Origin of the sequence: Luteimonas sp. gir (assembly GCF_037198055.1) — a bacterium.
In the GTDB taxonomy this organism is placed as follows: domain Bacteria; phylum Pseudomonadota; class Gammaproteobacteria; order Xanthomonadales; family Xanthomonadaceae; genus Luteimonas; species Luteimonas citri_A.
Map to the genome: position 1 here is coordinate 563617 of NZ_JBBAXQ010000001.1, position 14617 is coordinate 578233.

At 71.4% G+C, this 14617-nt stretch carries 12 protein-coding genes; 9 read left to right on the forward strand and 3 right to left on the reverse strand.

Annotated elements, in window-relative coordinates; all coding sequences use genetic code 11:
• Positions 1 to 211 precede the first annotated feature (211 nt).
• The 3 genes from WAF18_RS02525 to WAF18_RS02535 all read left to right on the forward strand — a co-directional run bounded on the left by WAF18_RS02525 (position 212) and on the right by WAF18_RS02535 (position 6865).
• Positions 212 to 3583 carry a S41 family peptidase gene (locus tag WAF18_RS02525; RefSeq protein WP_337243718.1) on the forward strand — a complete coding sequence of 1124 codons (3372 nt, stop codon included), beginning with the start codon at positions 212 to 214 and terminating at the stop codon, positions 3581 to 3583.
• A 149-nt stretch (positions 3584 to 3732) separates the two neighbouring features.
• Positions 3733 to 5433: a gamma-glutamyltransferase gene (ggt, locus tag WAF18_RS02530; protein ID WP_337243719.1), complete on the forward strand. Its 1701-nt coding sequence runs from the start codon at positions 3733 to 3735 to the stop codon at positions 5431 to 5433.
• Positions 5434 to 5800: 367 nt separating this feature from the next.
• Positions 5801 to 6865, forward strand: coding sequence for a hypothetical protein (locus WAF18_RS02535; RefSeq protein ID WP_337243720.1), 1065 nt, complete (start codon positions 5801 to 5803; stop codon positions 6863 to 6865).
• A 23-nt stretch (positions 6866 to 6888) separates the two neighbouring features.
• On the opposite strand, the gene WAF18_RS02540 is transcribed toward WAF18_RS02535, so the two are convergent.
• From WAF18_RS02540 to WAF18_RS02550, 3 genes are all read right to left on the reverse strand, one after another.
• Positions 6889 to 7419 carry a hypothetical protein gene (locus WAF18_RS02540; RefSeq protein WP_337243721.1) on the reverse strand — a complete coding sequence of 177 codons (531 nt, stop codon included), beginning with the start codon at positions 7417 to 7419 and terminating at the stop codon, positions 6889 to 6891.
• A 228-nt stretch (positions 7420 to 7647) separates the two neighbouring features.
• A complete protein-coding gene (locus WAF18_RS02545; protein WP_337243722.1) occupies positions 7648 to 9492 on the reverse strand; it encodes a M56 family metallopeptidase in 1845 nt (614 codons plus the stop codon).
• 2 nt (positions 9493 to 9494) lie between these two features.
• Positions 9495 to 9881 carry a BlaI/MecI/CopY family transcriptional regulator gene (locus WAF18_RS02550; RefSeq protein ID WP_241944957.1) on the reverse strand — a complete coding sequence of 129 codons (387 nt, stop codon included), beginning with the start codon at positions 9879 to 9881 and terminating at the stop codon, positions 9495 to 9497.
• 192 nt (positions 9882 to 10073) lie between these two features.
• Between WAF18_RS02550 and WAF18_RS02555 the strand changes: the two genes are divergently transcribed.
• The 6 genes from WAF18_RS02555 to WAF18_RS02580 all read left to right on the forward strand — a co-directional run bounded on the left by WAF18_RS02555 (position 10074) and on the right by WAF18_RS02580 (position 14571).
• A complete protein-coding gene (locus WAF18_RS02555; protein ID WP_337243723.1) occupies positions 10074 to 10706 on the forward strand; it encodes a ParA family protein in 633 nt (210 codons plus the stop codon).
• Between the two features lie 42 nt (positions 10707 to 10748).
• Positions 10749 to 11225: a histidine phosphatase family protein gene (locus WAF18_RS02560; protein WP_337243724.1), complete on the forward strand. Its 477-nt coding sequence runs from the start codon at positions 10749 to 10751 to the stop codon at positions 11223 to 11225.
• A 17-nt stretch (positions 11226 to 11242) separates the two neighbouring features.
• Entirely contained in the window at positions 11243 to 11866 is a 624-nt protein-coding gene (locus WAF18_RS02565; RefSeq protein ID WP_337243725.1) for a YceI family protein, read from the forward strand.
• Positions 11866 to 13812: a phospholipase D family protein gene (locus WAF18_RS02570; protein WP_337243726.1), complete on the forward strand. Its 1947-nt coding sequence runs from the start codon at positions 11866 to 11868 to the stop codon at positions 13810 to 13812. Before WAF18_RS02565 ends, WAF18_RS02570 begins: the two co-directional genes overlap by 1 nt.
• 416 nt (positions 13813 to 14228) lie before the next feature.
• Positions 14229 to 14375 (forward strand): hypothetical protein, encoded by a 147-nt coding sequence (locus tag WAF18_RS02575; RefSeq protein WP_183424887.1) that lies wholly within the window; start codon positions 14229 to 14231, stop codon positions 14373 to 14375.
• Positions 14376 to 14409: 34 nt separating this feature from the next.
• Positions 14410 to 14571, forward strand: coding sequence for a hypothetical protein (locus WAF18_RS02580; protein ID WP_337243727.1), 162 nt, complete (start codon positions 14410 to 14412; stop codon positions 14569 to 14571).
• The last annotated feature ends 46 nt before the right edge of the window (positions 14572 to 14617 follow it).

Here is a 14617-nt window from a genome sequence, read left to right on the forward strand (position 1 = left end):
CTGCCGTGCGTCCGCTCTCCCGGCGCCGCGCGCGCCGTGTCTGGCGAGCTGGCGGAGGCGCGGCGATCCCGCATGACTGCATGAGAATGCGACAGCGGGCACATGGGCGCAGGCTCGCGCATGACTTCCGGCGCCTGTGCGACGTTCGCCCGCCGCTTAAGCTCGCGGACTGGGTCGCCCGTGTGGCGACGCGTCTGTCTGGGGACTCCTGATGACTTCACCGTCGCTGCGCGCGCGGGCCCTGCGCCTGCGATCCTGGTGCCTGCTGCCGTTGCTCGGCCTGCTGCTGTGCGGGCCTGCGTCGGCGGTGACCGGCTATTACCGCGATCCCGCTCTGCACGGTGCGCATCTGGTGTTCGCCTCTGAAGGCGACCTGTGGCTGGCGGGCATCGACGGTGGCCAGGCCCGGCGCCTGACCAGCCATCCGGCCAACGAGACCCAGCCCTCGATCTCCGCGGACGGCACCCGGCTGGCCTATGCGGCCGACTACGACGGCGCCACCGAGGCCTATGTGATGCCGCTGGCCGGTGGCGTGCCCAAGCGCCTGAGCTTCGAGGGCGGGCGCGTGCTGGTGCAGGGCTGGACGCCGCAAGGCGAGGTGCTCTACGCCACTGACCAACGCGTGGGGCCGACCTGGTCGTGGACCTTGCATGCGGTGCATCCCGACACGCTGGCCCGGCGCGAATTGCCGCTGGCCGATGCGCGCGAGGCGACGTACGACGACCAGGGGCGGCTGTACTTCATCCGTTTCGGCCTGGCCGTAACCCAGGACAACGCGCGCGAGTACCGCGGTGGCGCCCGCGGCCAGCTGTGGCGCTTCGATCCCGGCGCCCGCGAAGCCGTGCGCCTGGCCGCCGACCACGTCGGCACGCTGGCGCGGCCGATGTGGTGGCAGGGCCGCCTGTACGTCATCAGCGATGCCGACGGCGTGCCCAATCTGTGGTCCTTCGATGCCGATGGCGGCGATCCGCGCCAGCTCACCGCGCATCGCGATTTCGAGGTGCGCGGTGCGCAACTGCGCGATGGGCGCATCGTCTACCAGCGCGGTGCCGACATCGCCCGCTACGACCTCGCCAGCGGCGACGATCGTGTGCTCGTGCTGACACTGGCGACCGACACCGCATCGCGGCGCACGCGCTGGCTGGACCGGCCGCTGGCCTTCCTCGACAGTGCGCGCGTGTCCGCAGACGGCAGCCGGGTCGCGCTGACCGCACGCGGGCGCGTGGCGCTCGCCGGCACCGGCGCGCTTCGCCGGATCGAGCCGGCGCTGCCGGAAGGCAGCCGGGCGCGCAATGCGGTTGTCAGTCCCGACGGGCGCTGGCTCTACGCCATCGGCGATGCCACCGGCGAGCACGAGATCTGGCGCTTTCCCGCCGACGGCAGCGGCCCCGGCGAGGCGCTGACCCGCGACGGCCGCACCCAGCGCTTCGATCTGGCGCCCTCGCCCGATGGCCGTTGGCTGGCCCACAGCGATTTCAGCGGTGCGCTGTGGCTGCTGGACCTGCGCAGTGGGCAGAACCGCCGGATCGACCAGAGCCCAGTGCGCGCGTACGAAGGCGTCGTCTGGGCGCCCGACAGTCGCGCGCTGGCCGTGGTGCGACCGGACACGAGCTATCAGCGCGAGCAGATCGTGCTCTACACCGTCGCCGACGGACAGCGCCATGTGCTGACCAGCGACCGCTACAACAGCCATTCGCCCGCGTTCACCGCCGACGGCCGCTGGCTGTACTTCCTGTCCGAGCGCGAGTTCCGGGCGACGCCGGGTGCGCCCTGGGGCGACCGCAACATGGGGCCGATGTTCGACCGGCGCACCCGCCTCTATGCGCTGGCGCTGCAGCCGGACAACCGCTTCGCGTTCCAGCCGCCTACCGAACTGCGCGCGGTCGATCCGGCGATCGACGCCGACACCCCCGAGCGCGAGGCCGAGAAGGCCGAGGACGCAAAAGAGGCCGCGTCCGGCGCGCTGCCGCGGATCGTCACCGCCGGGCTGTCGTCGCGGCTGTACGAGGTGCCGGTGGAGGCCGGCAACTATCGCGCGCTGGCTGCCGGCCAGAAACACCTGTTAGTGCTCGACCAGCCTTCGCAGGCCGAGGCCACGCCGGTGTTGCGCAGCATCGCCTACCGCGCCGAGCGCGCGCGCATCGAGACCTTCGCCGAGCATGTCGCCGAGTTCGGCCTGTCGGCCGACGGCAAGACGCTGTTCTACCGCACCGCCGAACGCGATGGGCCGGGGGCGATGTACCTCGTCCCGGTCGCCGACAAGCTGCCCGACGACCTCGAGCCGTACCAGGTCCGGATCGGCGACTGGCGCCTGGCGGTCGAGCCGGCGCGCGAATGGGCACAGATGTTCGACGATGCCTGGCGCATGCAACGCGACTATCTGTTCGACCCCGGTCTGCGCGGCCAGGATTGGGTGGCGATCGGCGCCAAGTACCGGCCGCTGTTGTCGCGCGTGGGCGAGCGCACCGAACTCGACGACCTGTTGCGGCAGATGGTGGCCGAACTGGGCGTGCTGCACTCGCAGGTGCGCGGTGGCGAGTACCGCCAGGACCCCGAGCGTCCGGTGCCGGCCTCGCTCGGCGGTGTGTACGAGGCCCATGCCGACGGCGTGCGCCTGCGCCATGTCTATCGCAGCGATCCCGAGTTGCCCGACGCGCGCGCGCCACTGGCCCGGCCCGGCACTGCGCTGCGCGCCGGTGACGTGATCACCGCGATCAATGGCCAGCCGGTGCGCACACCCGCCGATGTCGCGTTGCGTCTGGAACACCAGGCCGGACAGCAGGTGCGGCTCGACTATCGCCGCGACGGCGCTGCGCGCAGCACCGTCGCGGTGCCGGTGACGATGGAGCGCGATGCCCAGCTGCGTTACGACGACTGGGTGCAGTCGCGCCGCGAGCATGTCGAGCAGGCGACCGACGGCCGCATCGGCTATCTGCACCTGTACGCGATGGGCGCCAATGACATCGCCGCGTTCGCGCGCGAGTTCTACGCCAACGTCGACCGCGAAGGTCTGGTCATCGACGTGCGCCGCAACCGCGGCGGCAACATCGACAGCTGGGTGCTGGGCACGCTGTTGCGCCGCGCCTGGGCGTTCTGGGCGCCGCCGGGATCGGCGCCGTACTGGAACATGCAGCAGAGCTTCCGCGGCCACCTGGTGGTGCTGAGCGATGCGCTGACCTATTCCGACGGCGAGACCTTCTCCGCCGGCGTGCAGGCGCTGGGCCTGGGCCCGGTGATCGGCCAACGCACGGCTGGCGCCGGGGTGTGGCTGAGCGACAGCAACCGGCTGGTCGACCGCGGGGTGATGCGCGCGGCGCAGAACGCGCAGTTCGACCGTGACGGGCGCTGGCTGATCGAGGGGCGCGGCGTCGAACCGGACATTGCGGTCGACAACCTGCCGCACGCGGCGTGGCGCGGTGAGGATGCGCAGCTCGACCGCGGCATCAGCGAACTGCTGCGCCGGCTGGAGGACGCGCCGGTGCCGCGGCCGCAGCCGCAGCCGTTCCCGATCCGCGGCCGCTTCGACGACGGGCAGCTGCCCGCCGTCGATGCTGCGCCGGGCGCGGAGATGTCCACGCCGTAACGGCCCCGCGTCTTCCGACGCAGGGCCTGTCGCGCTCCACGCACGCGCGCAGCGCAGCCGCACCCTGTGCAGTCCACGCAATGCCGAGGACTGGGACGCGCGGCGGCCGCGATACGTTACTGTCGCCGATCACCCGAAGGAGACCCGCCATGCGCCTCGTCCTGGCCGCCTGCGCCGCCCTGGCCATCGCGCTGCCCGCCGCCGCCGCCGACCGCATCACCGGCCGTGCGTTCGCGACCCGCAGCGAAGTGCTCGCACCGCACGCGATGGCCGCGACCTCGCACCCGCTGGCGACCCAGATCGCACTCGATACGATGCGCGCCGGGGGTTCGGCGGTCGATGCCGCGATTGCCGCCAATGCCGCGCTCGGGTTGATGGAGCCGACCGGCAACGGCATCGGCGGCGACCTGTTCGCGATCGTCTGGGACCCGAAGACACGGCGCCTGTATGGCTACGACGGCTCCGGCCGTTCGCCGCAGTCGCTGACCCTGGCCGAGTTCGCGCGTCGCGGGCTGACCGACATCCCGTCGCACGGCCCGTTGCCGGTCACCGTGCCCGGCGCGGTCGACGGCTGGTTCGCGCTGCATGGTCGCTTCGGCCGGCGCGCGATGGCCGACAACCTCGCGCCGGCGATCCGCTACGCACGCGAGGGTCACCCCGTGCACGAGGTCATCGCCTACTACTGGGACCGGTCGGTGCCGCGGCTGTCGCAATGGCCGGGCTTCACCGAGCAGTTCACGATCGATGGCCGCGCGCCGCGCAAGGGCGAGACCTGGCGCAACCCCAACCTCGCCAACACCTTGCAGGCGATCGCCGACGGCGGCCGCGATGCGTTCTACAAGGGCCAGATCGCGCGCACGATCGGCGACTACTTCGCCGCCAATGACGGCTTCCTCTCGTACGAGGACCTGGCCGCGCATACCGGCAACTGGGTCGAGCCGGTGTCGACGAACTATCGCGGCGTCGATGTCTGGGAACTGCCGCCCAGCGGGCAGGGCATCGCCGCGCTGCAGATCCTCAACCTGCTCGAGCCCTACGACCTGGCGTCCTACGGCTTCGGCAGTCCCGAGCACGTGCACCTGTTCACCGAGGCCAAGAAGCTGGCCTTCGCCGACCGCGCGCGCTGGTACGCCGACCCCGCGTTCCACCCCGCGCCGGTCGAACGGCTGATCTCCAAGGACTACGCGCGCGAGCGCGGGCAGCTGATCTCGATGGACCGCGCGCTGCGCGAGGTGCAGCCGGGCACGCCGCGCCAGCTCGACGAAGGCGACACGATCTACCTGACCACGGCCGATGCCGACGGCATGATGGTCTCGCTGATCCAATCCAACTATCGCGGCATGGGCAGTGGCATGGCACCGCCCGGCCTGGGTTTCATTCTGCAGGACCGCGGCGAGCAGTTCGTGCTCAAGGCCGACCATCCCAACGGCTACGCGCCGGGCAAGCGGCCGTTCCACACGATCATCCCCGCGTTCGCGACCCGCGACGGCGAGCCGTGGCTGAGCTTCGGCGTGATGGGCGGCGCGATGCAACCGCAGGGCCATGTGCAGATCCTGATCAACATGATCGACTTCGGCATGAACCTACAGGAAGCCGGCGATGCGCCGCGGATCCAGCACGACGGCTCAACCGAACCGACCGGCCAGAACACCGCGATGACCGACGGCGGCGAACTCGACCTGGAAAGCGGCTTCTCGTACGAGACCGTCCGCGCGCTGATGATGAAGGGCCACTCGGTGCGCTTCTCGCACGGGCCCTACGGTGGCTACCAGGCGATCATGAAGAACCCGCACGGCGGCTGGATCGGCGCCAGCGAATCGCGCAAGGACGGCCAGGCCGCCGGGTACTGATCAACGCGCGCGTCACGCGCCCGCGCTCGCCGCAGCGCTCGACATGCCACCTCCCCCGCTTGCGGGGCGAGGTCGACGCGCACAGCGCTGCGGGTGGGGGGCGGGGCTTTCCCGACATCCAAACGACGTTCCCTCGTGGCCGATCGCCCCCACCCCAACCCTCCACCCGTGAAGGGCGCAATGCCCCGCACGCGGGGGAGGGAGCGCAGCGCTGCAATGCCGAAGATCGTGGCACCGCCCTGCGCGCGGAAGAGAGGGCCGCGTTGCAGTGCCGAAGATCGCGATACCTCCCCCGCTCGCGGGGGAGGTCGGCGCCGCCGGCGCCGGGTGGGGGCATCCCGCGATTCCCACCGCGTATCCTGCACCGATGACCGACATCCCCAAGTCCTCGATGCGCCCGATGCTGCTCGCCGTGCTGATCGCAACGTTCGCGATTCCCGCCGCCCAGGCGCAGGCGCCGTACACGCGCTTCGACGAGGCGCCGCAGACCGACGCGCCGTCGCAGGCCGAACAGCGCGCCTGGACCGACTGGCTGCAGCGCAGCGCCGCCGCCCTCGCCGAACGCGGACAGCCGCGCGATCTCGCCCTGGCGGCGCTGCTGCGCTCGGCAACCACGATCGCGGGCTACGGGCCGCGCGATGACGACGCGCCGTCGTCGGCGGCGCCCGCCGCTGCGCAAGCCGACGCCTGGCGGCGCAGCGCGGCGGACACGGCCGGTGACGATGCGCTCGCCAATGCGCTGCTGATGGCCGGCGGCGATGCCCCGCTTCGTCTGCGCGCGGCGCAGCGCTGGCTCGGCAGCGACCCGGAGAACCTCGCGCCGCTGCTGTATCGGGGCGGCCGTGTCGACACGCTGCTGGCCGATGCGCGCGCCGCGCGCCGCTTCGACCTGGGCATGCTCGAGCAGGTCCGCTGGATCCAGGCTGCGCTGCTGCGCCACCCGCCGACCGCGACCGAACGCGCGGCGCTCGCCGATGCGGGCGACTACATCGCCGACGAACACGCGGCGACGATCGCGATGACGCTGTGGGCCGCGTTCCCGCCGCCGGGCCTGGCGCCGATGCTGCAGGCCTGCACGCCGGACGCGCTGCGCGGCGACGCCGCCCGCCTGCGCGATTGCCGCCATATCGGCACGCTGATGGCCGAGACCGCCGACACCCAACTGGGTCGCATGCTCGGTCTCGAACTGCTGGCGCGCACCGCATCGACCGCCGCCGAGCGGAGCGACGCGCAGTCGCGCCAGCGCAAGCTCGACTGGCAGATGTTCGAATGGGGACGCATCGCCGGGTCGCAGCCGCGCGACGGCGCCGCGCAACTCGTGCGGCTGCTCGCCGACCCGTCGATCCGCAGCGAGGTCGCGCTGGTCGAGCGCGTGCTGCAGGAGGCGGGCGTGCCGCTGACGCCGCCGGCGGACTGGCGACCGATGCGCTGATCCGTCGCGTCGCGTGCGCGTGGTCAGTCGCGTCTGATCGCACGCCCGCGCACGGTGTGTGCGTCGAACACGAACGCGTAGGTCAGACGCACCGGCACGGCGACGGCGACCGCGTCGTCGCCACGGCAGCCCGGATCGGCATCGGCGGCCGCCGCGTCGGGAAACGTGCAGACCGCGGCCGCGACGAACGACCAACGCGCCAATGCAGCGTCCACCGCGTGCGCGAATGGCGCGATACCGGATGTGTCACTGCGATGGCAGCCTGCCATTGCCGATTCGATGACGATGTCGCGCACCGCGCCTTCGACATCGACAGTGAACGACGCGCACAGCCGCAGCGGGCCGTCGGCGGCCCCGTCGGTCGGAAACACCGGCATCGGATCGTCGATCGCCGTCGCCATCAGGAACCGTTGCGTCGACGTCGTCGTATAGGTGGCCGCGCCCAGCGGCAGCAGCAGCTGGCGATCGACATGGTGGCTGCGGTGCGTGCAGGCGCTGGCCAGCAGCAGTGCGATCCCGGCCGCGCCGAGTGCGAGTTTGCTCGTCCGTGTCATTCCGCTCCCTGGCGCGCAGCGCCTCGTGCCGGTCAGTCTGCCGGGTCGCGGCATCGTGCGTTGTCAGTGATGGGCCGGCACGGCGTGCGTCGTGGACACGCTGTTGCTCCCAGCCGGCCGCCGCGCAAGGCCCCCCCGCTTGCGGGGGAGGGTGGGGTGGGGGCGATGGAGGCGAGAGGACACTGGCCTTCCGCAAGCGACGGTGTCTCTCTCGCCAGGGACGGACCGTTACAGCCGCTGCGCTTTGCCGGCGGCCAGTGCGTCGTCGAGCAGGCGTGGCAGCGCCGCTTCGACCTGGCGGCTGGCTTCGGCCTGGCGCTCCCCGAGCGCGCCCTGTTGGCGGCCCAGCTCGGCCTGCTGTCGGCCCAGCGCACGTTGACGGTCGCCGAGCTCGCGCTGGCGGGCGGCGATCTCGTCGAGGTCGCGCTGTTCGCTGGCCGGGACGTCGCCGTCGCCGGCCAGTGCGCGCTGCGCGGCGGCGGTGGCCAGGCGGGCCTGTCGCTGGCCCAGAACGCCCTGCTCGGCGCCGAGCCGGCCTTGCTCGCCGCCCAGCCGACCTTGCTGCGTGCCCAGCTCGCCCTGCTCGCGGCCGAGGCGGGCGACGGGTTCGAACAGCGTGTCGAACCGGCGCAGGGTGGCGGGGTCGCGGATCAGATAGCGGTCGTTGCCGCGTCGCAGCCACAGCGCATCGCCGCTGCCGGTCTGGCGCTTGGCCTCTTCGAAATCCTCCGTCGACCCGCTCATGGCGAAATCCGCGCCGCCGCGGCTCCGCACATAGGCTTGGGACGTCCGGCCGGAGATCTGGACCTGACGGGTGCCGACCGTCGTCGCCGAGGCGAGCGACGACGCGATTGCGGGTGCGGCGGCGGCCAGGGCTTCGGACGTGGCGGCGGCCGTGATCGCGGCGATGTCGACCGACCTGATCGCGGCATCGGCCTCTTGCGCCGCGGCGGCGGCGATCTCGGCGACCTCTTCCGCGCTGAGCGCGGCGGCCACTGCTGCGGTGATTGCCGGGCGTGCGGGCGCGGCAGGCGCTGCCGGCGTCACTGGCAGCACCGGGCGCGTGGGAGTCGCGGCAGCGGCTGGCACCGGCGGCACCGCGGCGGCGGGCGCTGCGACCAGCCGCAGCGGCAGCACGCCGGCGACGGCGACCCCGAGCAGCAGCAGCGAAGCGCCCAAGCGCGAGGAGGAATGCGTGGTCTGGAGCATGGTCAGTCTCCGCTTGAGGCTCAGGAAGGTCGGTGAGGCACTGGCCAGGCAGGCCGGCCGGCCAGGCGTGACGCCCAGGCGCACCAGCAATCGACCGTAGCCGTGCCGGCAGCGGTGGTCGCCGGCGACCACCGCAGCGTCGCAGGCGGCCTCGCGGGCGATGCCGTACTCGCGCACGGCCAGATGCACCAAGGGATGGAAGAACAGCAGGTGACGCGCCAGCGTCGGGACCCAGCCCAGCCACAGGTCGCCGCGGCGCAGATGCACCAGTTCGTGGGTTAGCGCCATGTCCAGCTCGTCGCTGTCGAGCGCGGTCTGCTCGGGCAGCAGCAGGGTCGGGCGCAGGGCGCCGACCAACTGCGGCGAGGCGATCCGGGCGGAGATCCGCAGCGTCGGGGCGCGGCGCAGGCCGTGGGCCTCGCAGGCCAACGCCAGCGCCTGGGTCAGCGATGCGTCGGTGCAGGGCCGCGCGCTGCGGACCAGGGCGCGGGCCTCGCGCCAGCCGCGCACGGTGCCGACGGCCATCACCAGGACGCCGGCGGCCCACAGCGCCGCGATCGCGACCGGCCACAGCGGCGCAGCGACCTGCGGTGCCTGCACGGCGACGATCGCGACGTCGCTGGCGGGCAGCGCCAGTGCCGGCATCGGCGGCGGGGCGGCGGCCGGCAGCCACGGCAGTTCCAGCGGGCCGACGGTCAGGCCCAGCACGGCCTGCAGACCCACCAGCCACCACAGCCAGCACTGGCTGGCGGCGGACAGCCGCGGCAGCCAGCGACACAGGCCCCAGACCACGGCGGCGAGCACCAGGGCGTGCAGGCTGGTCGTGGCCAGGCGTTCGAGCAGCATCGCGATCGTGGTGTCCATGCTCAATCCTCCCCGCGCTCGGATTGCAGGCGTGCGACCAGCGCCTCGAGTTCGGCCAGCTCGTCGTCGCTGACCTTGCCGCGCTTGGACATGAAGGCCACGAACGGGCTCACCGAGCCCTGCAGGGTCTTCTCGACGAAGGCCGCGACCGCGCCCTGCACCACGTCGTCCTCGCCGCGCGTGGCGGCATAGCGGTAGACACCGTCGACGCGGTGGCGGCGCAGATAGCCCTTGGCGCGCAGCCGCTCCATCATCGTGAGCACGGTCGAGCGCGCCAGGCCGCGCGCCTCGCCGAAATCGGCGGCGACCTCGCCGACCGTCGCATCGCCTTGCTGTCCGATCGACTGGAGCAAGGCGAGCTCCTGGTCTCCGATCGTGGATCTGGCCATCGTGCTGTCCCGGGTTGACTACAGATGTCGTCAGGCTAGGCGTGACGACAGTTGTCGTCAACCATGACCGATGGCATGGGTCTGCCGGGCGATGCGCCGCAATCGACTGCGTTCGGGCCTGGCCGGGGCTCCACACACGTCCGTCCGCTCGCCGGTGTACGCTGGCATCGACCGGACCTGCGGAAGACTTCGATGAAGACCGTGCTGGTGGCCAGTTCCAAGGGCGGCGTCGGCAAGACCACGATCGCCACCCATCTCGCCGCGCACGCGGCGCTGGCGGGCGAGTCGACCGTGCTGGTCGATGCCGACCCGCAGCACTCGTCCACGCGCTGGGCCGAACGCCGCGCCGGGCTCGACAGCGCGGTGTTGCCGATCGACGGCAGCGCGCGGCACCGCAAGGTGCTGGCGGCGATCCCCGAGGGCACGACGCGGTTGATCATCGACGCCGCCGCCGGTGCGATGGCCGACGATCTGGACGCCTATCTGGAAGCCGCCGATGCGATCGTGGTGCCGGTGCTGCCGTCGGCGCTCGACATCGATGCGACGGTGGGCTTTCTGAACACGCTGGCCCGTCATCCGCATGTGCGCCGCGGCAGCACCCGCGTGGGCCTGGTCGCCAATCGGTTGCGGCCGTGGACCAACGCCTCGCAGCAGGCGCTCGATCTGCTCGCGCAATGGCCGTACCCGGTGGTCGCGCAACTGCGCGACAGCCAGGCCTACGTCATGCTCGTGGGGCTGGGCCGCAGCCTGTTCGACTACCATTCGGCGCAGGTGCGCGAGCATCAGGACGATTGGACGCCGCTGCTGAAGTGGCTGAAGAAGTAACCGCGCACCCGATCCCGACCCGACGACGAGACCGCCACGCCCATGCGCGAACTGATCCTGCTCCGCCACGCTCACGCCGACCCTGCGTTGCCCGGACAGGCGGACATCGACCGTCCGCTGTCGGCAGAGGGCCTGGCCGAAGCCGAGGCCGCCGGGCGCTGGCTGCGCGACAAGGCGCTGATCCCCGACTGCGTGCTCTGCTCGCCGGCCAGGCGCACGCGCGAGACGCTCGAGGCGGTGCTGGGCGTGGTCGGCTACGTCGATCAGCGCCTGGAACCTGCGATCTACGAAGCCACGCCCGGCACGCTGGCCGGCCTGGTCGACGACCATCGCGAGGTCGGGCGGTTGCTGCTGGTCGGCCACAACCCCGGCCTTGAGCGGCTCGCGGCGCTGCTGCACAGCGGCCAGTCGGGCGACTACCGCGGCATGCCGCCCGGCAGCATCGCGGTGTTGAGCCTGCGCGACGATGCCGCGGTCGAGCCGGGCGTCGCCGACCTGTCGGCGTTCTGGTGGCCCTGAGCGTCACGTTCGGGACGATGCCAACGACGCGGGGGCGCATTGCGCATGCGGGCAGCAGGCCTTCGCCTGTCGCCGCGTGGCTGCTGGTGGCAAGCCTGTGGCTGGCGGCGATCACGGCTGCGCCGGTGCTGGCGAGCGAGACCCGTGCGCTGGTGCTCGACACCGCGCGCTCGGACATCGGCTTCCAGTTGCGCACGCGCTGGGGCCAGCAGCTCGAAGGCCGGTTCGACGATTGGCACGGCGAGATCGTGGTGCTGCCCGACGGGCGGCATCAGGTGCGCTTGACGCTGCCTACCGGCGGGGTGGAGATCGTCGGCAGTCGCAGCTACACCCGCATCACCCGGGGCGCCGGCTTCTTCGATGTCGAGCGCCATCCCGAAGTGCGGTTCGTGTCCGATCCCTATCCGCCGACGCTCGCGCGCGAGGGCGGTGCGATGACCGGCGTGCTGAGCATCCGCGGCATCGCCCAGCGCGAGACATTCCGGATTGCGCAGGCGCAGTGCACGCGTCCGGCCGTGGATTGTGACGTCGTGGGCGAGGGCGATGTCCGCAGAAGTCGTTATGCGATGGACCGCTGGGGCTACGCCTTGTCCGACCAGGTCCGCTTCACGCTGCGGATCCGGGCGGTGGAGCCGCACTGATGCGCTGGATCGGACGTGCCCTGCTGCTGGCGGCCACGCTGGCCACCGGCGCCTGTACAACGCTCACGTCCGCGCAGCGCGAACGTGCGGCGCAGATCGCGATCGAGGCGCGCGACACCACCATCGTGTGCGAGCGTGCCGACGCCTGCGCGACGCCGTCGCCGTTGCGTGAACTGGGCGTGCGCGCCTTCGCACGCAGCGCGCCGGAGGCGCCGCGTCACTCGGCATTGTTGCTCGAGTACGGACAGGATGCGTTGATCGCGCGGCTGGACCTGATCCGCGGCGCGCAGCACACCCTCGATGTGCAGACCTACATCTTCGACGAGGACGATTCGGGCCATCTGGTGCTTGAGGAATTGTTGGCCGCCGCCCGCCGCGGCGTGCGCGTGCGGCTGCTGGTCGACCAGCTCTCGGCGCTGCGCACCGTCGAGACCCTCACCGCGCTGGCCGGTGCGCATGTCGGTTTCGAGCTGCGCATCTACAACCCAGTGCTCGGCCGCGCACGCATCAGCTATCCGCGCTACGCACTGGCCGCGGCGTGTTGCTGGCGCCGGCTCAATCAGCGCATGCACAGCAAGGCGCTGCTGGTCGACGGCCTGGTCGGCATCACCGGCGGCCGCAACTACCAGGACGACTATTTCGACTGGAACGACAGCTTCAACTTCCGCGACCGCGATGTTCTGGTCGCCGGCCCGGTGGTGGCCGACATGGCCGCGAACTTCGAGGCGTTCTGGCAGTCGTCGCTGAGCACGCCGGTCGAGCAACTCACCGACGTCGGCCAGCATCTGCTGCGCGGCGGTGTGCCCGATGTGTCGTTCCTGGACTATGCGCGGCCCGAGCGCGTGGCCTCGGTCTCGGCCGACGCCAGCGATGCGGTGCTGGTGCAGCAGCGTCTGGCCGCGGCCGCGCTCGAGGTGGGCCACGTGGAGTTCATCGGCGACCTGCCGGCCAAGCACAAGCGCGACCACGAGCGCGCGCAGGACGCGACCGCCGCCACACCGCGACTGCGCGAATTGATCGAGTCGGCCGACCACGATGTGCTGCTGCAGACCCCGTATCTGGTGCTGTCCAAGCCGGCCGAGCAGATGTTCGAGACGCTGCGCGAACGGCCCGATCCGCCCCGGGTCACGGTGTCGACCAACAGCCTGGCGGCGACCGATTCGTTCATCACCTACGCGCTGTCCTACAAGTACAAGCGCCGGCATCTGCGCGATTTCGGCTTCCATATCTACGAATACAAGCCGTTTCCCGAGGACGCGCCGATCGATCTGGAGGCGACCGGCGCAGTCGGCATCTCCTGGAATGCCGACGGCAGCGTCAACATCGAGGAGAGCGGTGCAGAGGGCGTGGCGACGACGCGGGAGGCCGCGCTCGCGGCCAGGCCCGAAAGCGCACCGCCGCTCACGCGCGAGTACTCGGCGCTGCGCTACGCCGGTATCGGTGTGAACCGGCGCGTGCCGCTCAACCGCGCCGGCGTGCGCGTCGGGCTGCATGCCAAGTCGATGGTGATCGACGACCGGGTCGGCGTCGTCGGCACGCACAACTTCGATCCGCGCGGCGACACGCTCAACACCGAAAGTGCGATCGTCATCGCCGACCCTGCCTTTGCACGCCGGTTGGCGGCGAGCATCCATCGCGACATCGCGCCGGCGAACTCGTGGACCATTGCCCGGCGCGACAAGCCGCCGTTCTTCTCCGGCATCGACTACACGATGGCGAAGATCTCCGAGCGATTGCCGGTGTTCGACCTGTGGCCCACGCGCTATGCGACCAGCTATGAGTTCCGGCCCGGGCCCGATTGCCCGGAACCGCTGTCGCCCGACGATCCCGGCTTTCGTGCCTGTTACGTGCCTGTCGGTGACTTCCCCGAAGTCAGCCTCGGTTGGCGCAGCCTGCTGACCCGGATTTCGACCGCCTTCGGGGCAGGCCTGGTGCCGATCCTGTAGCGAGTGCTCCGTTTGATTGCGTGCCCTAGCGACGCCCTGCGTAGCCGGAACGTGACTGGAGTGTCTTCGGCCCGCGCCCCCACCCGGCGCGCTGCGCGCGCCGACCTCCCCCGCGGGCGGGGGAGGTAACTCGCGAGCCGTCCTCCCTTCGCGCCGTTCGTCCTGCGGGCGGTCACTGGCGCGCGGTCCTGCTGTCCGCTCCTTCCCCGCCTACGAGTATTGCGCGCTTCGCGGTGGAGGGCTGGGATGGGCGCTTTTCGCGCAAGCCGTATGCCAGGCGGGGCAAGTTGATAAATGAACAGTAAGTGAACAAATGGAGGGTTGTTCGCCGATATGACCTCCGGCACATGGTGTTCTCGAACGGTGGTGTTGTAGTCTACCAACACACCGAATCACAACCACACCGGAGCACGACCATGCAGACCCAGACCGCCCCCGCCCAGACCGCCCCCAACGCTGCCTATGTCCGTCCGTTCGGCGTCGGCTACGGCCGCAGCAGTGGCTACGGCACGCCGCGCAGCTACAGCCAGTCGTCGGTGCCCAGCCGCTTCCGTGTCGCCTGATCGTCCCTCCACGCCCTCGCCCCGGACCTTTGCCATGACCCGCATGCTCGCCATCGTTCACGCTGCCGCCCGTCTCGCCCCGATGTCTTCGCTGCCGCGCGATCCCGTCCGCGCGCAGGCCGCCCGCCGTCGGACCGGCGTCGGTGCCCGCGGTCGCGATGCCGGGTCGCTGCCGCAGCGGTTTCGCTTCGCCTGATCGGCCGGACCAGCCCCAACGTGCAGGGCCGCGCGACGCCGATGGG